The 17,721-nt window shown below is 71.2% G+C and carries 16 protein-coding genes; 6 read left to right on the plus strand and 10 right to left on the minus strand.

All coding sequences use genetic code 11. The annotated features are described in order from the left end of the window. Nucleotides 1–259: 259 nt before the first annotated feature. Both gyrA and EEY80_RS10750 read left to right on the plus strand, forming a co-directional pair. Entirely contained in the window at nucleotides 260–2,926 is a 2,667-nt protein-coding gene (gene gyrA / locus EEY80_RS10745; RefSeq protein WP_126976666.1) for a DNA gyrase subunit A, read from the plus strand. Between the two features lie 148 nt (nucleotides 2,927–3,074). Continuing rightward, nucleotides 3,075–3,824: a hypothetical protein gene (locus EEY80_RS10750; RefSeq protein ID WP_126976566.1), complete on the plus strand. Its 750-nt coding sequence runs from the start codon at nucleotides 3,075–3,077 to the stop codon at nucleotides 3,822–3,824. On the opposite strand, the gene EEY80_RS10755 is transcribed toward EEY80_RS10750, so the two are convergent. Both EEY80_RS10755 and ctaA read right to left on the minus strand, forming a co-directional pair. Beyond that, nucleotides 3,825–5,306: a carboxypeptidase M32 gene (locus tag EEY80_RS10755; RefSeq protein ID WP_126976567.1), complete on the minus strand. Its 1,482-nt coding sequence runs from the start codon at nucleotides 5,304–5,306 to the stop codon at nucleotides 3,825–3,827. It lies immediately after the preceding gene. Then, the gene (gene ctaA, locus EEY80_RS10760) at nucleotides 5,303–6,472 is read right to left on the minus strand and encodes a heme A synthase (RefSeq protein WP_126976568.1); all 1,170 of its coding nucleotides are present in this window, start codon (nucleotides 6,470–6,472) and stop codon (nucleotides 5,303–5,305) included. Before ctaA ends, EEY80_RS10755 begins: the two co-directional genes overlap by 4 nt. A gap of 248 nt (nucleotides 6,473–6,720) precedes the next feature. On the opposite strand from ctaA, the gene EEY80_RS10765 reads away from it, so the two are divergent. Beyond that, nucleotides 6,721–6,993, plus strand: a complete 273-nt coding sequence (locus tag EEY80_RS10765; RefSeq protein WP_126976569.1) for a glucose-6-phosphate isomerase — start codon at nucleotides 6,721–6,723, stop codon at nucleotides 6,991–6,993. Between the two features lie 153 nt (nucleotides 6,994–7,146). Here the strand turns inward: EEY80_RS10765 and EEY80_RS10770 are convergent, their stop codons facing one another. Next, nucleotides 7,147–8,109: an agmatinase gene (locus tag EEY80_RS10770; protein WP_126976570.1), complete on the minus strand. Its 963-nt coding sequence runs from the start codon at nucleotides 8,107–8,109 to the stop codon at nucleotides 7,147–7,149. Nucleotides 8,110–8,318: 209 nt separating this feature from the next. Between EEY80_RS10770 and EEY80_RS10775 the strand changes: the two genes are divergently transcribed. Then, on the plus strand, nucleotides 8,319–8,477 hold the full coding sequence (locus tag EEY80_RS10775; RefSeq protein ID WP_126976571.1) for a YqaE/Pmp3 family membrane protein: 159 nt from the start codon (nucleotides 8,319–8,321) through the stop codon (nucleotides 8,475–8,477). Nucleotides 8,478–8,492: 15 nt separating this feature from the next. On the opposite strand, the gene EEY80_RS10780 is transcribed toward EEY80_RS10775, so the two are convergent. From EEY80_RS10780 to EEY80_RS10805, 7 genes are all read right to left on the minus strand, one after another. Then, entirely contained in the window at nucleotides 8,493–9,572 is a 1,080-nt protein-coding gene (locus tag EEY80_RS10780) for a PA0069 family radical SAM protein (protein WP_235829796.1), read from the minus strand. A gap of 65 nt (nucleotides 9,573–9,637) precedes the next feature. After that, the gene (locus tag EEY80_RS10785) at nucleotides 9,638–10,255 is read right to left on the minus strand and encodes a DedA family protein (RefSeq protein WP_126976573.1); all 618 of its coding nucleotides are present in this window, start codon (nucleotides 10,253–10,255) and stop codon (nucleotides 9,638–9,640) included. Next, complete coding sequence (locus EEY80_RS10790; protein ID WP_126976574.1) at nucleotides 10,255–11,436, minus strand: vWA domain-containing protein; 1,182 nt, start codon at nucleotides 11,434–11,436, stop codon at nucleotides 10,255–10,257. The genes EEY80_RS10785 and EEY80_RS10790 overlap by 1 nt, the downstream gene beginning before the upstream one ends. Before the next feature lie 15 nt (nucleotides 11,437–11,451). Further along, the gene (locus EEY80_RS20095) at nucleotides 11,452–11,616 is read right to left on the minus strand and encodes a hypothetical protein (protein ID WP_164738223.1); all 165 of its coding nucleotides are present in this window, start codon (nucleotides 11,614–11,616) and stop codon (nucleotides 11,452–11,454) included. A 30-nt stretch (nucleotides 11,617–11,646) separates the two neighbouring features. Further along, nucleotides 11,647–13,074 carry a DUF2927 domain-containing protein gene (locus EEY80_RS10795; RefSeq protein WP_126976575.1) on the minus strand — a complete coding sequence of 476 codons (1,428 nt, stop codon included), beginning with the start codon at nucleotides 13,072–13,074 and terminating at the stop codon, nucleotides 11,647–11,649. Between the two features lie 231 nt (nucleotides 13,075–13,305). Continuing rightward, entirely contained in the window at nucleotides 13,306–13,758 is a 453-nt protein-coding gene (locus tag EEY80_RS10800) for a DNA polymerase III subunit chi (protein ID WP_126976576.1), read from the minus strand. Continuing rightward, on the minus strand, nucleotides 13,758–15,227 hold the full coding sequence (locus EEY80_RS10805) for a leucyl aminopeptidase (RefSeq protein ID WP_126976577.1): 1,470 nt from the start codon (nucleotides 15,225–15,227) through the stop codon (nucleotides 13,758–13,760). Before EEY80_RS10805 ends, EEY80_RS10800 begins: the two co-directional genes overlap by 1 nt. A 296-nt stretch (nucleotides 15,228–15,523) precedes the next feature. Here EEY80_RS10805 and lptF point away from each other — a divergent pair, with 296 nt between their 5' ends. After that, nucleotides 15,524–16,630, plus strand: coding sequence for an LPS export ABC transporter permease LptF (gene lptF, locus EEY80_RS10810; protein ID WP_235829801.1), 1,107 nt, complete (start codon nucleotides 15,524–15,526; stop codon nucleotides 16,628–16,630). After that, entirely contained in the window at nucleotides 16,627–17,718 is a 1,092-nt protein-coding gene (lptG, locus tag EEY80_RS10815) for an LPS export ABC transporter permease LptG (RefSeq protein WP_126976579.1), read from the plus strand. The genes lptF and lptG overlap by 4 nt, the downstream gene beginning before the upstream one ends. Nucleotides 17,719–17,721: the final 3 nt, after the last annotated feature.

Genomic DNA, 17,721 nt, shown 5'->3' on the forward strand with positions numbered 1-17,721 from the left:
TGCATCGGCTACCTCCTGCGGTTTCTTGTGGAAGCCATGCTGACACATCTTCTTCACAATTCAACGATTCCAGTATGTTGGCACTCTCTCGCGCCGGCTGCCGAGGATGGTTCCCCCGGCATTGCACCCAAGGGATGGGATCGGGTATAGTTCCGCGCAACAAGATGTGGTCAGAAAACAGAAGTCAGGCACCCACGTGAGCGACATCCCCGAACAACCTGAAAACACGCCGGATTCCCCGAACGGGGGTCATCTGCGCATGGCCCATGACGGGCCGCAGGTCTCGATCTCGGGCGAGATGCGCACCGCCTATCTCGACTACGCGATGTCGGTCATCGTCAGCCGCGCGATCCCCGATCTGCGCGACGGGCTGAAGCCGGTGCACCGCCGCATCCTCTATGCGATGCACGAGACCGGAAACACCCATGACAAGGCCTATCGCAAGTCGGCGCGGCCGGTGGGCGACGTGATGGGGAAATACCACCCCCATGGCGACGGCGCGATCTATGACGCGCTGGTGCGGATGGCGCAGGACTTCTCGATGTCGCTGACGCTGCTCGACGGTCAGGGCAACTTCGGGTCCATGGACGGCGACAATGCCGCGGCCATGCGCTACACCGAGGTGCGGATGGACAAGGCCGCCGCCGCCCTTCTGGCCGATATCGAGAAGGACACCGTCGACTTCCAGGACAATTACGACGGCAAGGACCAGGAACCGACCGTCCTTCCCGCCCGCTTCCCGAACATGCTGGTCAATGGCGCGGGCGGCATCGCCGTCGGGATGGCCACCAACATCCCGCCGCACAACCTGGGCGAGGTGATCGACGCGACGCTGGCGCTGATCGACGATCCGGACCTGTCCTCCGAGGCGCTGATGGAATTCGTGCCCGGCCCCGACTTCCCCACCGGCGGGCAGATCATGGGGCGCGGCGGCGCGCGCAAGGCCTATCTGGAAGGCCGGGGCAGCGTCGTCATCCGCGCCAAGACCCGGGTCGAGGAAATCCGCCGCGACCGCTATGCGATCATCCTCGACGAGATCCCCTATCAGGTGAACAAGGCGGCGATGATCGAGAAGATCGCCGACCTCGTGCGCGACAAGAAGATCGAGGGCATCGCCGGCATCGCCGACGAGTCCGACCGCGTCGGCGTGCGGGTGGTGATCGAGTTGAAGCGCGACGCGACGCCCGACGTGGTGCTGAACCAGCTGTGGCGCTTCACCCCCATGCAGACCAGCTTCGGCTGCAACATGCTGGCGCTGAACGGCGGCCGGCCGGAACAGCTGACCCTGCGCGATTTCCTGTCGCATTTCGTCACCTTCCGCGAAGAGGTGGTGGCCCGGCGCACCGCCTATGAACTGCGCAAGGCGCGCGAGCGCAGCCATATCCTCTGCGGTCTGGCCGTAGCGGTGTCGAATGTGGACGAGGTGGTGGCGACGATCCGGTCCTCGGCCGATCCGGCCGAGGCGCGCGAGCGGCTGATGACCCGGCGCTGGCCCGCGCATGACATCGCCGAATATCTGCGGCTGATCGACGACCCGCTGCACCCGATGAACGACGACGGCACCTATAACCTGTCCGAAACCCAGGCCCGTGCCATCCTCGACCTGCGGCTGCAGCGGCTGACCGCGATGGGCGTCAAGGAGGTGACGGACGAGCTGCGGGACCTGGCGGGCAAGATCCGCGAGTATCTGGAAATCCTCGGGTCGCGCGAACGGATCATGGCGATCATCTCGGACGAATTGCGCGAGGTGCGCGACCAGTTCGCGGTGCCGCGCCGGACCGAGATCGTCGACTGGGCCGGCGATCTGGAGGACGAGGACCTGATCGAGCGCGAGGACATGGTGGTGACCGTGACCTCGGGCGGCTACATCAAGCGCACCCCGCTGTCGGAATTCCGCAGCCAGCGCCGCGGCGGCAAGGGGCTGGCCTCGATGGCCACCAAGGAAGACGACGTGGTGACGCAGCTATTCGTCGCCAACACCCATACGCAGCTGCTGTTCTTCACCACCGACGGCATGGTCTACAGCCTGAAATGCTGGCGGCTGCCGCTGGCGGGCCGGGTGGGCCGGGGCAAGGCGCTGGTCAACATCCTGCCCATCGCCACCGGGATTTCCGTGGCGGCCCTGCTGGCCATCGACGAGCCCGAGGCGGAATGGGACCGGCTGCAGGTCTTCTTCGCCACATCGGAGGGCGAGGTGCGCCGCAACGCCCTGTCTGACTTCGCCAATGTCAAGCGCAACGGCAAGATCGCCATGCGCCTGCCCGAGGATGTGAGCCTCGTCAACGTGCGCATCTGCGACGAAGATGACGACGTGATGCTGGTCACCGCCGCCGGCCGCGCGATCCGCTTCCCGGTGCCCGAGGTGCGGATCTTCAAGGGCCGCGATTCCACCGGCGTGCGCGGCATCCGTCTGGGCGAGGCGGACCGGGTGGTGTCGATGTCGGTCATCCGGCATTTCGAGGCCACGCCCGAGGAACGGGTGGCCTATCTGAAGCAGCGCCGCCTGATGGCCGGCGTGACCGAGGACGAGGCGGCCGACGACGAGGACGAGGCCGTGGCCGAGGGCCAGCTGTCCCCCGAACGCTATGCCGAGATGTCGGCGGCCGAGGATCTGATCCTGACGGTCACCGCCAAGGGCGCGGGCAAGCTGAGTTCCAGCCACGACTACATCGTGCGCGGCCGCGGCGGCCAAGGCATCCGGGCGATGGACGCCGCGATGCGCGGCGGGGCGCTGGTCGCCTCCTTCCCGGTGGAGGCGTCGGATCAGGTGATGCTGGCCACCTCGACCGGCCAGTCGATCCGGGTGCCGGTGGACCAGATCAGCTTCCGCTCGCGGTCGGCCGGCGGGGTGAAGGTCTTCGACACCGGCGCGGACGAGGTCGTCGTCTCGGTCGCGCGCGTCGCCGAGACCGGCGAGGAGGAGTGACCGGGCCTGCCCCGCTGACGAAGAGCGCCTGTTAACCCTCTGGCACGAATGGCCTTTGGTTAACGAAACCTTTCGTGCGACGAAGCCCTCGGGAGCTATCCGCGGCCGGGCCCCCCGGGTCCGGCCGCCCTGATCCGAGGGATTGACGATGCTTTGCCGCGCCGTGGCGCTGTCCGTTCTCTCCGCCTGCGCGCTTGCGCCGCTGGCGGCCAAGGCCCAGTCCTCGCTGGGGTTCCGTCAGGTCGAGGCCGCCCTTGCCGCGACCGGGACGCCGGGCGACCTGCGCCCCGAGGCCCGGCTGTCCGCCGATCTGGCCATCACCGCCGCCCATGGGCTGCAATTCGACCTGTCGCTGGCCGATCAGCCCACCGGCACGCTGGGGGCGATCGACGCCCATCTCTACCTGACCCCGCGCCCGGGCCGCAGCTATGGCCTGTTCGGGCATCTGTCGGATCTCGACGGCACCGACAGCACCACCGTCGCCGCCGGGGCCGAGGCGCGCTTCGCGCTCGGGACCGGGGCGCGGGCCGAGGTGAAGGCCGGCATCGGCGTCCGCAACCCCGGCAGCTTCGACTTTCTTTTCGTCGAGGGCTGGGCCGAACGCGACCTCTCGCCCCGCGTGACCCTGATCGCCGGCGCGATGGCCGCGGATTATGACGAGGCCGACTTTTCCGCGACCGGCTGGCAGGCGCAGGCGGGGCTGCGGCTGGCGCTGGCGCCCCATGCCGCGCTGGAGACGACGGTGGGGCACAGCGGGCTTGCCGGGAGTGACGGCGACGGCGGGGAAACCTTTGCGCGGATCGGGCTGACCGTCAGCCTCGGCGGCGGCGCGAGCGGCGAGCGGCTGTTCCGCCCCGCCCGTCCGCTGGCGCCCCTGCAGCTGCGCGGGCTGGAATAGTCACAGCCCGTAGATCGCCCCGAACTTCGCGTCGAGATAGTCGAGCAGCGGCCCCTCGTCCGGCGCGGCCCCCGTCGCCCGGGCGATGACCTCGCGCGGGGCATAAAGCCCGCCATGCTGCTGCAGCCTCTCGCGCAGCCAGCCGGTCGCGGCGGCGGTATCGCCCCGGGCCAGCCGCGCGTCGAGGTCCGGCACATCGCGCCGCAGCGCCGCCATCAGGCAGCCCGCATAGACATTGCCGAGGCTGTAGGTCGGAAAATAGCCGAACAGGCCCACCGACCAGTGCACGTCCTGCAGCAGGCCATGCGCGGGACGGTCCACCGCCACGCCGAAATCCGCCAGGAAGCGGTCATTCCACGCCTCTTCCAGATCGGCCACGTCCAGCGCCCCCGACACCAGATCGCGTTCGAGGTCGAAGCGCATCATGATATGCAGGTTGTAATGCACCTCGTCCGCCTCGGTGCGGATGAAGCCCGGCTGCACCCGGTTGACGGTGGCGTGGAATTCCTCCGGCGTCTCGATGCCGAAGCTGCCGAACTCCGCCTGCATCTGGCGGAAGATCCAGCCGGTGAAGGGCGCGGAACGGCCGAGCTGGTTTTCGTAGATCCGGCTCTGGCTTTCATGGACGCCCATCGACACGCCCTGCCCCAGCACCGTCAGCGCGAAGGCCGGGGCGATGTTCTGCTCATAACAGGCATGGCCGGTTTCGTGGATGGTGGAATAGAGGCAGTTGAACGGGTCCGCCTCCACCACCCGGGTGGTGATCCGCACGTCGGCGCCCGAGCCGGAACTAAACGGGTGCACGGCAAGGTCCAGCCGCCCGCGGGTGAAGTCATAGCCGAAGGCCTCGGCCATCTTCCGCGCCAGCCGCAGCTGCCCGTCCTGCGGGAATTCGCCCTTCAGGGGCGCCACGATGCGGCCGGACCCGAGGATGCGGTCGCGCAGCGCCACCAGCCGCGGCCGCATCCGGTCGAAGATGGCGGCGATCTCCTCGGCGGTCGTCTCGGGTTCGTATTCCTCCAGCAGCGCGTCATAGGCGGTGGCGGCCTCCGTCCCCTCGCACAGCGCCTGCGCCGCCTCGCGCTTCAGCATCACCACCTGGCGCAGCGTCGGCAGGAAATGGTCCACCTCGTCCCGCGCCCGCGCCTCGGCCCAGATCCCCTGCGACAGGCTGGTCAGGCGCGCGATCTCGGCCGCCAGCCGGGCGGGGATGCAGGTCGCCCGGGCATGGGCGCGGCGGATCAGCGCCAGCATCCGCGCGCCCTCGGCATCCGGCGCGTCGGCCCGGTCCAGCCAGTCGGCCAGCCGCGGATCGGTGCGGCGGGCATGCAGCACGCCCTCCAGCGCCGCCATCTCGTCCGCGCGCTGTTCGGCGGCGCCGCGGGGCATCATCGTTTCCTGATCCCAGCCCAGACGGCCCATGACCTGCGCCAGCGCCTCGGTATCGCGCTGGAAGGCGATCAGATCGGGAAAAGCGGTCATCGGTGGCCTCGCAGCGATTGCACGACGGGATATTGCGCCAGATGCCGGGCGCGCAGGATCAGCACCCACAGCACCACGGCCCCCAGCTGATGCGCAAGGCCAAGGGGCAGCGGCGCCGCATGGACGACGGTCACGATGCCGAGCGCGACCTGGATCACCAGCATGGCGAAGACGGCATGGAAGGCGGCCCGGGTGGCGGCATGCACCGACCGCCGCCCGCGCAGCCAGACGACGATGCCGAAGACGAAGAGCAGATAGCCCGCCATCCGGTGCACGAACTGCACCAGCCCCGGATTCTCGAAGAAGGCGCGCCAGACCGGGCCGCTGCCGCCCTGCCCGTCCGGCACGTAGAAGGCATCGGCGGGAAACAGGCTGCCGTTCATCAGCGGCCATGTCGGAAAGCTGCGGCCCGCGTCGATCCCCGCGACCAGCGCCCCCAGCAGGATCTGCAGGAAGGCGAAATGCAGCAGCCCGGTGGACAGCGAGAACAGCTTGTCCTCGCGCTGGCGCCGGGCCTGCAGCAGCGCCGCCTCGGGCCGGGCCAGCGTCAGCATGTACCAGGCCGTCAGCCCGAGGATGACGAAGGCCAGCCCCAGATGCGTGGCCAGCCGGTAGGATTGCACATCCACCCGCGCGCCGGTCAGCCCCGAGGCCACCATCCACCAGCCGATGGCCCCCTGCAGCCCGCCGAGCAGCCCCAGCAGCAGCAGCCGGCCGGTCCAGCCCGGCGGCATCCGCCGGCTGACCAGCAGCCCCGCGAAGCCCAGGGCCCAGACCAGCCCGATGACCCGGCCCAGCTGCCGGTGGCCCCATTCCCACCAGAAGATCGTCTTGAACTCTGCCAGCGTCATCTGGTGGTTCTGCAGCTGGAATTCCGGGCTCGCCTGATATTTCGCGTATTCGGCCTGCCAGTCGGCGGCGTCCAGCGGCGGGATCGCCCCGGTGACCGGCCGCCATTCGGTGATCGACAGGCCGGAATCGGTCAGCCGGGTCAGCCCGCCCACCGCGATCATCGCCACGACCAGCAGGAAGATCGCCCCCAGCCAGATCCGCACCGCCCGCCGCGCGCCGCCGCCCGACTGCCGGTCGATCAGCCCGCCCTGCGGTGCGGGCGCCTTCTGCCCGGTCGCGACTTCCTCGAAAAGCTTGCGCTGTCCCGCCGCCATCCGGCACCCCTGTTCCGCTTGCGCGAAGGACAGTAGGTGCCGGGGCCGGGGCCTGCAAGGGCGCGCGGGACCCGGGGGACGGACTGCCGCACCGCTCGCGAACTGTTACAGCCGGGGCGGAAAGCAGCCGGCCCCCGATATCGCGCGCGAGACCGGCGCGGAACTTTCTCGAAGATGGCCTACTTGTGCTGCCACAGCGGTCCGGAACGGGACCGCGCCATCATGGACCAACGACGGGAAGGCTGATCATGACCAAATCCACCCTGCTGTTCCTCGGGCTCGGCGTCTTCGCGCTCTCCGCCTGCCAGGGCAACACCCCGAACCAGAACGCCGCCATCGGCGGCCTGACCGGCGCCGCCGTGGGTCTGGGCGCGGCCGATCTGGCCGATGCCAGCGACGAGGCGAAGATCGGCGCGACGCTGATCGGCGCCGCCGCCGGCACCGCCATCGGCGCCAACCAGGGCGCCCGCCGCTGCACCTATGCGAACGGTGCCCCGGCCCCCTGCCCGCCGCGCTACTGATCGCGCCGGACCAGGCGTCTGCCGCAGCATCTGCCGCCGCCCCTTGCCGGGCGGCGGTTTTCGTTTGCGGCGCCTTGCGCTTCTTGTCGGCGCAAATATCCCGGGGGTGCGGGGGCTGGCCCCCGCTTCCCCCGGCCCCCGCCAGCGCCGGTGTCAGACCATCGCGCAGAGGATCTCGAACATCAGGCTCGCCCCCAGCCAGGCGGTGTTGCCCGAGGGATCGAAGGGCGGGCTGACCTCGACCAGATCGGCGGCCAGCACCTCGACCCCCTGCAGATGCCGCAGCACCTCGATCGCCTCGCGCGCGATCGGCCCGCCCCATTCCGGCGTGCCGGTGCCGGGGGCGACGGACGGGTCGACGAAGTCGATGTCATAGCTCAGGTAACAGGGCGCGGTCCCCACGATCTCGCGCGCCTCGGCCATCACGTCGGGGATGCCGCGCGCGAACATCTCCTCGGCCCGGATCACCCGGATGCCGTTGGCCCGGGCGAAGTCGATATCGGCGCCGTCATAGGTGGTGCCGCGGATGCCGATCTGCACCATCCGCGCCGGGTCCAGCAGCCCCTCTTCCACCGCCACGCGGAACGGGTTGCCATGGGTCAGGGTGCGGCCGCCGAAATAGACCGGGTAGAGGTCGGTATGGCTGTCGAAATGGATCAGCCCCAGCGGCCCCTGCGCCAGCCCGCCGCGCCTGAGGCCCCGCAGCACCGGCAGGGTGCAGAGGTGGTCGCCTCCGGCGGTCAGTGGCCGGATGCCTTCGCCGGCCAGCCCGGCAAAGGCGGTCTCGAACCGGTCGAGCGTGTCCATCACGTCGACCGGGTTCGGCCCGATATCGCCCAGATCGGCGCAGGCCAGCGCCTCGAAGGGCCGCACCCCGGTGGCGCCGTTCTGGGCGCGCAGCATCGTCGAGGCGTCGCGCAGCGCCCGCGGCCCGTGCCGCGCCCCCGCCCGGTTCGACACCGCCCCGTCGAAGGGCAGGCCGACAATGCCGATCTGCACCTCGGCCCGGCGGGGATGGTCGGGGCCGACGATGGGCAGCCGCATGAAGCTGGGCACCCCGGCGAAGCGCGGCAGGTCCATGCCGGAGACGGGGTGGAAGAAGGGATCGGTGGTCATCGGCCGCTCCATGCTGGGTCCGGTGCCAGAGTTCCGGCAAGGCCGGCCCGCCGTCCAGTCCCCATATGCGGACCCGGTGCGATCCGGTGCGATCCGGCGCGATCCGGTGACGGCTGCATGAAATTCGCGCGGGCCGCCGCGGCAGCGGGAACCCGGCGCCGCGTTGCCGCGCTGTCTGTGCAACCTCCGGTCAGCAACAAGGAACCGACATGGACCTGATCCGCATCATCATCGCCATCCTGCTGCCGCCGCTCGGGGTCTTCCTGCAGGTGGGCTTCGGGCTGCAATTCTGGATCAACATCCTGCTGACCCTGCTCGGCTATATCCCGGGCATCATCCACGCGATCTGGATCATCGCGCGGCGCTGACCGGGGCCGAGGGGCTCAGAACAGCGACAGCTGGTCGCCGGGCCGGGGCGGCACGCGAAAGCGGGTCAGGTCATAGCCGGGCAACGGCGTGTCGAGCCCCAGCCGTCGCGCCGCCACCTTCATCCGCAGGTGCAGGATCTGCGCCTCGGGCCCCTCGCCCCTCATCCGGCTGCCGAAGCGAGGATCGTTCTCGCGCCCGCCCCGCATCGCGCGCAGCCGCGACATGACGTGATCCGCCTTGCCCGGATGGGTGCGGCGCAGCCAGTCGGTGAACAGCGGCGCCACCTCGAAGGGCAGGCGCAGCAGGATCCAGCTGGCCGCGCGCGCGCCCGCCTCCTTGCCGGCGGCGAGGATCGCCTCGCCCTCGGCATCGGTCAGCACCGGGATGATCGGCGCCACCATCACCCGCACCGGCACCCCCGCCCCGGCCAGCGCCCGGATCGCCGCCAGCCGCCGTGCCGGCGCGGGCGCGCGGGGTTCCAGCCCGCGGCACAGGTCCGTATCCAGCGTCGTCACCGACACACCCACATGCACCAGACCCCGCGCCGCCATGTCCGACAGGATGTCGAGGTCGCGCTCGATCAGCGCCGCGCCCTTGGTGACGATGCCGACCGGGTGGTTGAACTCGCTCAGCACCTCCAGCAGCCCGCGCATCACCCGGTGCCGGGCCTCGATCGGCTGGTAGGGATCGGTATTGGTGCCGATGGCGAGCGGCGCCATCCGGTAGCCGGGCTTCGACAGTTCCTTCGCCAGCAGCGCCGGCGCATCGGGTTTCGCCACCAGCTTGGTCTCGAAATCCAGCCCCGCCGACAGGCCAAGATAGCCGTGCGAGGGCCGGGCGAAGCAATAGATGCAGCCATGCTCGCAGCCGCGATAGGGGTTCACCGACCGGTCGAAGGGGATGTCGGGCGAATCGTTGCGGGCGATGATGCTGCGCGGACGCTCGATGGCGACCTCGGTGCGCAGCAGCCGTTCCTCCTCGGGGATGTCCCAGCCGTCATGCTGGCGGGCGCGGGTCTGCCGTTCGAACCGCCCCGCAGAGTTCGCCCCCGCCCCCCGCGCCTTCAGGCGCAGGTCGGGGTCCGAGGGGGGCATGTCGTGAATCCGCTTCATGCCCCGAGAATGGAACATTTACGGAACATCGGCAAGGGCCGGCCGCGTCAGGACGGGCTTCGCGCCCCGCGCCGGCGCCACAGGATCAGCCCCGCCGCCAGCAGCGCCAGCCCCGCCAGCAGCCCGAGCGCGAGGAAGGTCTGGCCCACCGCCGCGCGCGCCCGGGGCAGGCTGTCCGCCGCCAGATGCCCCAGCCCGACATACAGCGCGACCCAGACCGCCTCGCCCGTCACCGCCCACAGCGTGAACCGCCGCCAGCCGAAGCCGCCCGCGCCGGTGGCGAGGTTGACCCAGGGCCCCAGCGGGCTCAGCAGCCAGCGGCTGAAGAACACCGCCCCCGCGCCATGGCTCAGAAGCCATGCCTCGGCCCGCAGGATCAGCGCGGCGCGGCCCCGCCGCCGCGACAGCCGCGCCAGCAGCGGCGCACCGAAGCGTCGCCCCGCCCAATACCCCGCCTGATCGCCCAGCACCGCACCGGCGAGCGCCGAGGCCGCCACCGTACCCACCGGCAGTTGCCCCGCGGCGGCCAGCCCGCCCGCGGTCAGCATCGCCAGCGAGGCGGGCACCGGCAGCATCAGGCAGGACAGGAAGGTGACGATGCCCAGGACCAACACGGCGGAACCCGGCCCCCACCCGGACAGCAGGCCGGGCAGGTCCGCCGGCATCAGGCCAGTTCCTTCGCCGCGCGGGCGATCCCGTCGAGCGTCAGGGGAAACATCCGCCCGCCAAAGATCGTGCGGATCATCCCGGTCGAGGCCGAATAGCCCCAGCTGCCCTCGGGCATCGGGTTCAGCCAGACATGATGGGGCCAGGCCGCGCAGGCGCGTTCCAGCCAGACCGCGCCCGGCTCCTCGTTCCAGTGCTCGCTGGCGCCGCCGGCATGGCTGATCTCGTAGGGGCTCATCGCCGCGTCGCCGACGAAGAGGCAGCGCCAGTCACCGCCATAGGTCCGCATCAGCTCGGCCGTGGGCAGCATCGCCTCGCGCCGGCGGCGGTTGTCGCGCCAGACGCCCTCGTAGAGGCAGTTGTGGAAATAGACCTGCTCCAGATGCCGGAACTCCGCCCGCGCGGCCGAGAACAGCTCCTCGACCAGCCGGACATGCGGGTCCATCGACCCGCCCACATCCAGAAACAGAAGAACCTTCACCGCGTTGCGCCGTTCGGGGCGGGTCTGCACGTCCAGCCAGCCGCGTTCCGCCGTGGCGCGGATGGTGCCGGGCAGGTCCAGCTCCTCGGCCGCGCCGTCCCGCGCCCACCGCCGCAGCCGGCGCAGCGCCACCTTGATGTTGCGGGTGCCGAGCTCGACCCTGTCGTCGAAATCGCGGAACTCGCGCCGGTCCCAGACCTTGACCGCGCGGCGGTGGCGGCTGTCGTCCTGGCCGATGCGCACACCCTCGGGGTTGTAGCCCCAGGCGCCGAAGGGCGAGGTGCCGGCGGTGCCGATCCATTTCGACCCGCCCTGATGCCGGCCCTCCTGTTCCGCCAGCCGGTCGCGCAGCGCCTGCATCAGCGCGTCGAAGCCACCCATCGACCGGATCTGCGCCATCTCCTCGGGCGACAGCACCTTTTCGGCCAGCTTCTCCAGCCAGTCGCGCGGCAGGTCCAGCGCCGCCAGCACCTGATCCGCGCCGATGGCGTCGAGCCCGCGAAAGGTTTCGGCGAAGGCGCGGTCGAAGCGGTCCATGTGCCGCTCGTCCTTGACCATCGTCACCCGGGCGAGGTGGTAGAACCCCTCGGCATCGTAGGTGACCAGATGCGCCTGCATCGCCTGCAGGAAGGTGAGGTATTCGCGCAGCGAGACCGGCACCCCCGCCGCGCGCAACCGGTGCAGGAAGGGCAGGAACATCGCCGCCCCCGTCCGTCAGCCGGCGCGCTGGATGAAGATCATCGCGAACAGCGCGATCAGCGCAAAGAAGATGCCGAACCCGGCGGCATATTGCGCGATGTCGAAGCGGTTGCCCTTGCGCCGCCACGCCAGCCCGCCGCCCCACAGCGCCCCGGTCAGGAACCCGGCCAGGATGATCATCCGCAACTCCTCCGTCCGGCCGGGCGGCGCCTAGTCGGCCTCCGCCAGCGCCTGCACGATCTGCGCCGGGGGCGACAGGGCCGCGATCTCGGCCATCCGCCGGCGCACCTCCGCCTCGGCGCCGAAGCCATAGCGCGCCCAGCCCATCGCGTCCAGCCGCTCCGCCCGGGCCTCGGCCCCGCGCCCCTGCAGGTCCAGCGCCTCGGCCCGCAGGAACATCAGCGTCGCCAGCAGCGCCGCATTCTCGGCCCGCGCCACGACCGGGATCGCCCGGCCGGTGAAGGTCAGCACGTCCTCCGCCTGCCCGGCCGACAGCGCGAAGGCGGCGAGCTGCATGTCCACATGCGCCACCTGCACCTCCATCCCCGGTCCGGCGCGATAGATCAGCGCGGCGCGCAGGAAGGCGGTGAAGGCGGTTTCCAGATCGCCCGACAGGTTCAGCCGGCCGAGCGCGAACCACGAGAATCCGGCCCGCGCCCCGGTCCAGTCCTCGGCGATGGCGATGGCCAGCGCCCGGCCCGCCGCCGCCCGCCGCGCCCGGTCCGAGGCGCGGGGGCCGAGCGCGCGTTCCACCGCGTCGATCCAGGGGCGTGGCGTCACCTCGGGCGCGGCGCTTTGCGCGGCGCTGCCGCCCCGCGGGTTCAGCCTCGCCAGCAGCGCGGGCAGGCGGGCGGCGACCTCGGCCCGGGTCATGCCGCTGCGCAATTCGGGCGCGTTGTAGACGCGCAGCACCAGCATGTCGAAGCCGGTCAGCACCGCATGGAAATTGTCGTCGTTGAAGACCGAATCCGGCAGGGAATAGAGGTCGTTCAGCGGCCCGAGCGCCTGCGCCACCTCTTCGTGCAGGCAGTCGCGGATCTCTTGCGGCGAGGTGTCGGAGGGCACGAAGACCACCGCCCGTTCGCGCCGGGTCAGGGTCGTCCAGTCCACGTCGGCCGAGCGGCGCAGCGCTCGGTATTCCGCCCAGCTTCCGATGCGCGGCACCACGAAGCAGGCGGCCTCGGGCACCAGCCGCTGCATCTGCGCGCGTGGCAGGAACTCGATGGCGATGCGGTTGCCCCCGGCGGGCGCCGGACCGGCCGCCACCCGCACGTCGATCCCGGCCTCGGCCCTCAGCCGCCGCGCCAGCCGGTCGACATCGGCGCGCGCGGTGGGCGGCACCGCGCCGGCCACATGCAGCGTCACCGGCCCCTCGAACCGGGTCAGCACCGGCAGCTCGCGCCCGCTTTCCATGCGGAAGGACAGCTCGAGGATGTCGCGCGCGATCTCGGCATTGCTGCGGGCGGGGGGCTGGGGATGCGGGGTGCCGAAGACCTTCATCTGCGGCATCGGCAGCAGCGGCCCCTGCGGCACCGCCCGCGTCGGCGGTTCGGGCGCCGCCGCGACGCAGGCCGACAGCGCCAGCGCCCCCGCCAGCAGCGCCGCGCGGACGGCCCGCAGACCCGTCGCCGCCCTCATCCGGGCAGCCCCGCGCCGCGCCCGCCACGGGGCGGAACGGGCGCCGCCGCCGGTGGCGCGGACCGGGCAGGTGCCGGTGACGCGGCAGAAGGCGCGAGGATCATCGGGAGGCCCGTCATTTCACAGAACTGTCACCGCCTTAGCCGTTCCGGCGGGACGGGTCACGGGGATTCGGGCGGCCCGTCTGTCACGCCCCGGTGATCGGCGGATCGCCACGCGCGGGGGTGGCGGCTAGGCCTCGCGCACCATCCGCCAGCGGCCGTCCTCCTCGCTCCAGTACTGGGCCGGGCTGCCGGCGCGGGTCAGGGCGCGCCACTGGTCGCGGGCCCGGTCCAGCGCCTGATCGTCGCGCCCGTCGAAGAGGATCCAGACCCGGTCGAGCCGCGCCACCTCGGCCGCCGTGACCTTGGCCCCCGCCACCGTCATCAATGCGCGGGGATCGTTGGGCAGGTCGGCCCGGTCGGTCAGCAGCACGGGCTGGTCCGCGTCATGCGGCCCGCCCGCCAGCCCGTGCGGCAGGAAGGTATCCTCGCCCGCCCACAGCGCCCGATCCAGCCGGTCGAGGATCGGCCGGTCCGGCCCGCGCAGCACGACCCGCCAGCCCTGCCCGACCGCCCGGGACAGGATCGCCGCCGCCGTCTCCTCCAGCGTCGAGCGGGTGAGATGGTAGAAGAGCGCGGGCATCACCCCTTCTCGTAATGGTCCCGGATCATCCGGTTCAGCGCCATCACCCCCCAGCCGGTCGCGCCCTTGGGGGCGAGCGTGGTGTCGGCGGGCGGCAGCGTCACGCCGGCGATGTCCAGATGCACCCAGGGCATGCCCTCGCGGATGAAGCGGGCGAGGAAGGCCGCGGCGGTGATCGCGCCGCCGGGGCGGCCGCCCACGTTCTTCATGTCGGCCACGCGCGATTTCAGCTGCGCGTCATAGCCCGGCCCCATCGGCATCCGCCAGGCGCCCTCGCCCTCAGCCTTCGCGGCGGCGAGGAAGCGCCCGGCCAGCGCGTCGTCGTTGGAGAAGACCCCGGCATTCTCGTGCCCGAGGCCCACCACGATCGCCCCGGTCAGCGTGGCGAGGTCGATGACGCCCGAGGGGTTGAAGCGGTCCTGCGCATACCACAGCACATCGGCCAGCACGAGCCGGCCCTCGGCATCGGTGTTGATCACCTCGACCGTGTCGCCCTTCATCGAGCGGACCACGTCGCCCGGCCGCTGCGCGCGGCCGTCGGGCATGTTTTCCACAAGGCCCACCAGCCCCACGACATTGGCCTTCGCCTTGCGCAGCGCCAGCGTGCGCATCACGCCCGCCACCACGCCCGCGCCCCCCATGTCCATGGTCATGTCTTCCATGCCGGCCGCGGGCTTGATCGAGATGCCGCCGGTGTCGAAGCAGACGCCCTTGCCCACCAGCGCCAGCGGCGGTTCGTCGCCGCCGCCGTTCCACTGCATCACCACGACCTTGGACGGGCTGTCCGACCCCTGCCCGACCGCCAGCAGCGTGCGCATCCCCAGCTTCACCAGATCCTCTTCCTCGAGGATCTCGACCTCCAGCCCCAGTTCCTGCATCGCGGCCAGCCGCGCGGCGAAATCGTAGGTCGTCAGCACATTGGCCGGTTCGTTGACCAGGTCGCGGGTGAAGAACACGCCCTCGGCCAGCGCCGCCATCGGCCGCGCCTCGGCGGCCACCGCCTCGGGCTTCGCCACGGCGAAGATCACCTCGCCCGCGGGTTTCGCCTCGGCGGTCTTGTGGGCGGTGAAGTCATAGGCCCGGAGCGCGAGGCCGAGGCTGATCTCGGCCGCGCGGGGATGGTTGCCCGCCAGCACCAGCGCGCCCGCCTCGCCCAGGCTGCGCCCGATGGTGGCGCCGGCCTTGCGCGCCTCCTCGACACCGGCCTTGCGGTCCAGCCGGATCACCTGCACCGCCTCGGCCGCGATGCCGGCGGGGAAGGCCAGATCCGCCGCCTCGCCCGGTTTCAGCCGGCCGAAGGCGGGGCTGGCGGCAAAGCGCCCGAGCGCCCCCTTCATCGCCCGGTCGAGCCGCTTGGCCCCGGCATCGAGCGCCCCGCCCTCGGGCAGGAACAGCGCGACGCGGCCGGCGAAGCCTGCGGGATCGGCGGCATCGGCGGCGCGGAACTGGATGGCGGCGGGGGCGGTCATGCGGAAGGCTCCTGTCTGGGGGCCGCGGCCGGCCCTGGGATCGCGTGCCGGACGGATCATGCGCGGGCCGCAGATGCGGGCGCCGGCGGCCGGCCCCGGGGGACCTGCCCGTCAGCCGGCCCGGCACCGGCTGCCGGCGGACCCTAGCCCGCGCCCGCGGCCTTGGCCAGATAGCAGTTTTCCCGCAGGTCCCGATCGGCTAGACCCGCCGGGAAGAGGCCGGTCCGACCGGCCGGGACACGGGGCTGCGGGGGCGGGTGACAGTGGCGCGATTCGACAGATATCTGTTGTCGCAGATGCTGGCGCTGTTCGGATTCTTCTCGCTGATCCTCGTCTCGGTCTACTGGGTCAACCAAGCGGTGCAGATCTTCGAACAGCTGATCGCCGACGGGCAGACGGCGTGGGTCTTCCTCGAATTCTCGGCGCTGACCCTGCCCAATGTCATCCGCATGGTGCTGCCGGTCTCGGCCTTCGTCGCGACCGTCTACACCACCAACCGGCTGTCGCAGGAAAGCGAGCTGGTGGTGATGCAGGCGGTGGGTCTGTCGCCCTGGCGGCTGGCGCGGCCGGCGCTGGTCTTCGGGCTGATCGTCGCGGGTCTGCTGTCGGTGCTGACCCATGTGCTGGTGCCGGGGGCGCGGGCGGAGCTGGCCGACCGTCGGGCCGAGATCGCCGAGAACGTGACCGCGCAGTTCCTGACCGCCGGCAGCTTCCAGCACCCCGCCTCGGGGATCACGCTCTACATCCGCGACATCTCGCCCGCAGGCGAGTTGCTGGACATCTACATCGCGGATGCGCGGAACCCCGGGGAAAGCACCACCTACACCGCGGAACGCGCGCTTCTGGTGCGCAGCGAGACGGGGCCGAAGCTGGTGATGTTCGAGGGCATGGCGCAGGTGCTGACCCTGGCCGACGACCGGCTGCAGGTGACGCGCTTTGCCGATTCCACCTATGACATCGGCGCGCTGCTGTCGCCCTCCGCGCGCCAGAACCGGGACCTGCGCGAATTCTCGACGCCCCGGCTGCTGGCGGCCGCACCCGACGACCTCGACCGCGCCGATGCGAGCCCTGCGGAGTTCCTGGCCGAGGGCCATGCCCGCTTTGCCCATCCGCTGATCGCCGCCGCCTTTGCCGCCATCGGCTTTTCGGCACTGCTGACCGGCAGTTTCAGCCGCTTCGGCATCTGGCGGCAGATCGCGCTGGCGATCGTGGCGCTGGTGGTGGTGCAGGCTGCGGCCAATGCCGTGGACAGCGCGGCACAGCAGGACCCGCGGCTGTGGCCGCTGGTCTATCTGCCGCCCGCGCTCGGGGGCATGATCGCGGCGCTGTTTCTGGGCCTGGCCGGGCGGGCGCGGCGGGTCGCGCCGCCGGATGCGGCCCCGCCGCAGGAGGCCGCGGCATGACGCTCGCCCTTTACGTCGCGCGCCGCTTCGCGCTGGCCTTCGCCGGGGTGCTGGCGGTGTTCTGGGCGATCATGTTCATGGTGGACGTGGTCGAGCAGATCCGCCGGCTGGATTCGGGCGGCGGACTGGGGGCGGCCGCATGGCTCGCCGCGCTGAACGTCCCCGCCGCGCTCTACCGCATCCTGCCGCTGGTGGTGATGCTGGCCACGGTGACGCTGTTCCTCGCGCTTGCGCGCAGTTCCGAACTGGTGGTGATGCGCGCGGCCGGCCGCTCGGCGCTGCGCACGCTGCTGGCGCCGGTCGTCACCACCTTCCTGATCGGGGTGCTGGCGGTGGCGCTGTTGAACCCCGTCGTCGCCGCCACGTCGAAGCGCTACGAGGTGCTGTCGGCGCGGCTGAAGGAGGGCGTGGGCTCGGTCCTGTCGGTCAGCCGCGAGGGGCTGTTCCTGCGCCAGTCGGGGCCCGAGGGCCAGTCGGTGATCCGCGCGGCGCGCGCCAATCTCGACGGCAGCCAGCTCTATGACGTCACCTTCCTGTCCTTCGGGGCCGAGACCGGCCCGCAGACGCGGCTCGAGGCGGCCAGCGCCACGCTGAACCGGGGGGCGTGGGATCTGGTCGAGGTCAAGGAATGGCCGCTGGACAGCGACAATCCAGAACGCGACGCCCGCACCCATGACAGTCTGTCGGTGCCCTCGGACCTGACGACCGACCGCATCCGCGACAGTTTCGGCGCGCCCTCCTCGATCCCGATCTGGGATCTGCCGGGCTTCATCCGCGGGCTGGAGGAGGCGGGATTCTCCGCCCGCCGGCACCGGGTCTGGCTGCAGATGGAACTGGCGCTGCCGCTGTTCCTGTCGGCGATGGTGCTGGTCGGCGCGGGCTTCACCATGCGGCATGCGCGCTTCGGCCGGACCGGGATCATGGTGCTGACGGCGATGGGGGCGGGCTTCGCCATTTTCTTCCTGCGAAATTTCGCGCAAGTCTTGGGCGAGAACGGGCAGATTCCCGTGGCGCTCGCGGCGTGGAGCCCGCCGGTCGCCGCGATGCTGCTGGCGCTCGGACTGTTGTTGCATCTGGAGGACGGCTGAGAC

The sequence above is a fragment of the Frigidibacter oleivorans genome (genome assembly GCF_003993775.1).
Taxonomy (GTDB): Bacteria; Pseudomonadota; Alphaproteobacteria; order Rhodobacterales; family Rhodobacteraceae; genus Frigidibacter; species Frigidibacter oleivorans.

What these genes read in the sequence shown, in the direction of transcription:
- gyrA (WP_126976666.1), top strand. Translation starts at nt 260, where the DNA reads ATGGCCCATGACGGGCCGCAGGTCTCGATCTCGGGCGAGATGCGCACC.
- EEY80_RS10750 (WP_126976566.1), top strand. Translation starts at nt 3,075, where the DNA reads ATGCTTTGCCGCGCCGTGGCGCTGTCCGTTCTCTCCGCCTGCGCGCTT.
- EEY80_RS10755 (WP_126976567.1), bottom strand. Translation starts at nt 5,306, where the DNA reads ATGACCGCTTTTCCCGATCTGATCGCCTTCCAGCGCGATACCGAGGCG.
- ctaA (WP_126976568.1), bottom strand. Translation starts at nt 6,472, where the DNA reads ATGGCGGCGGGACAGCGCAAGCTTTTCGAGGAAGTCGCGACCGGGCAG.
- EEY80_RS10765 (WP_126976569.1), top strand. Translation starts at nt 6,721, where the DNA reads ATGACCAAATCCACCCTGCTGTTCCTCGGGCTCGGCGTCTTCGCGCTC.
- EEY80_RS10770 (WP_126976570.1), bottom strand. Translation starts at nt 8,109, where the DNA reads ATGACCACCGATCCCTTCTTCCACCCCGTCTCCGGCATGGACCTGCCG.
- EEY80_RS10775 (WP_126976571.1), top strand. Translation starts at nt 8,319, where the DNA reads ATGGACCTGATCCGCATCATCATCGCCATCCTGCTGCCGCCGCTCGGG.
- EEY80_RS10780 (WP_235829796.1), bottom strand. Translation starts at nt 9,572, where the DNA reads ATGCCCCCCTCGGACCCCGACCTGCGCCTGAAGGCGCGGGGGGCGGGG.
- EEY80_RS10785 (WP_126976573.1), bottom strand. Translation starts at nt 10,255, where the DNA reads ATGCCGGCGGACCTGCCCGGCCTGCTGTCCGGGTGGGGGCCGGGTTCC.
- EEY80_RS10790 (WP_126976574.1), bottom strand. Translation starts at nt 11,436, where the DNA reads ATGTTCCTGCCCTTCCTGCACCGGTTGCGCGCGGCGGGGGTGCCGGTC.
- EEY80_RS20095 (WP_164738223.1), bottom strand. Translation starts at nt 11,616, where the DNA reads ATGATCATCCTGGCCGGGTTCCTGACCGGGGCGCTGTGGGGCGGCGGG.
- EEY80_RS10795 (WP_126976575.1), bottom strand. Translation starts at nt 13,074, where the DNA reads ATGAGGGCGGCGACGGGTCTGCGGGCCGTCCGCGCGGCGCTGCTGGCG.
- EEY80_RS10800 (WP_126976576.1), bottom strand. Translation starts at nt 13,758, where the DNA reads ATGCCCGCGCTCTTCTACCATCTCACCCGCTCGACGCTGGAGGAGACG.
- EEY80_RS10805 (WP_126976577.1), bottom strand. Translation starts at nt 15,227, where the DNA reads ATGACCGCCCCCGCCGCCATCCAGTTCCGCGCCGCCGATGCCGCCGAT.
- lptF (WP_235829801.1), top strand. Translation starts at nt 15,524, where the DNA reads ATGCTGGCGCTGTTCGGATTCTTCTCGCTGATCCTCGTCTCGGTCTAC.
- lptG (WP_126976579.1), top strand. Translation starts at nt 16,627, where the DNA reads ATGACGCTCGCCCTTTACGTCGCGCGCCGCTTCGCGCTGGCCTTCGCC.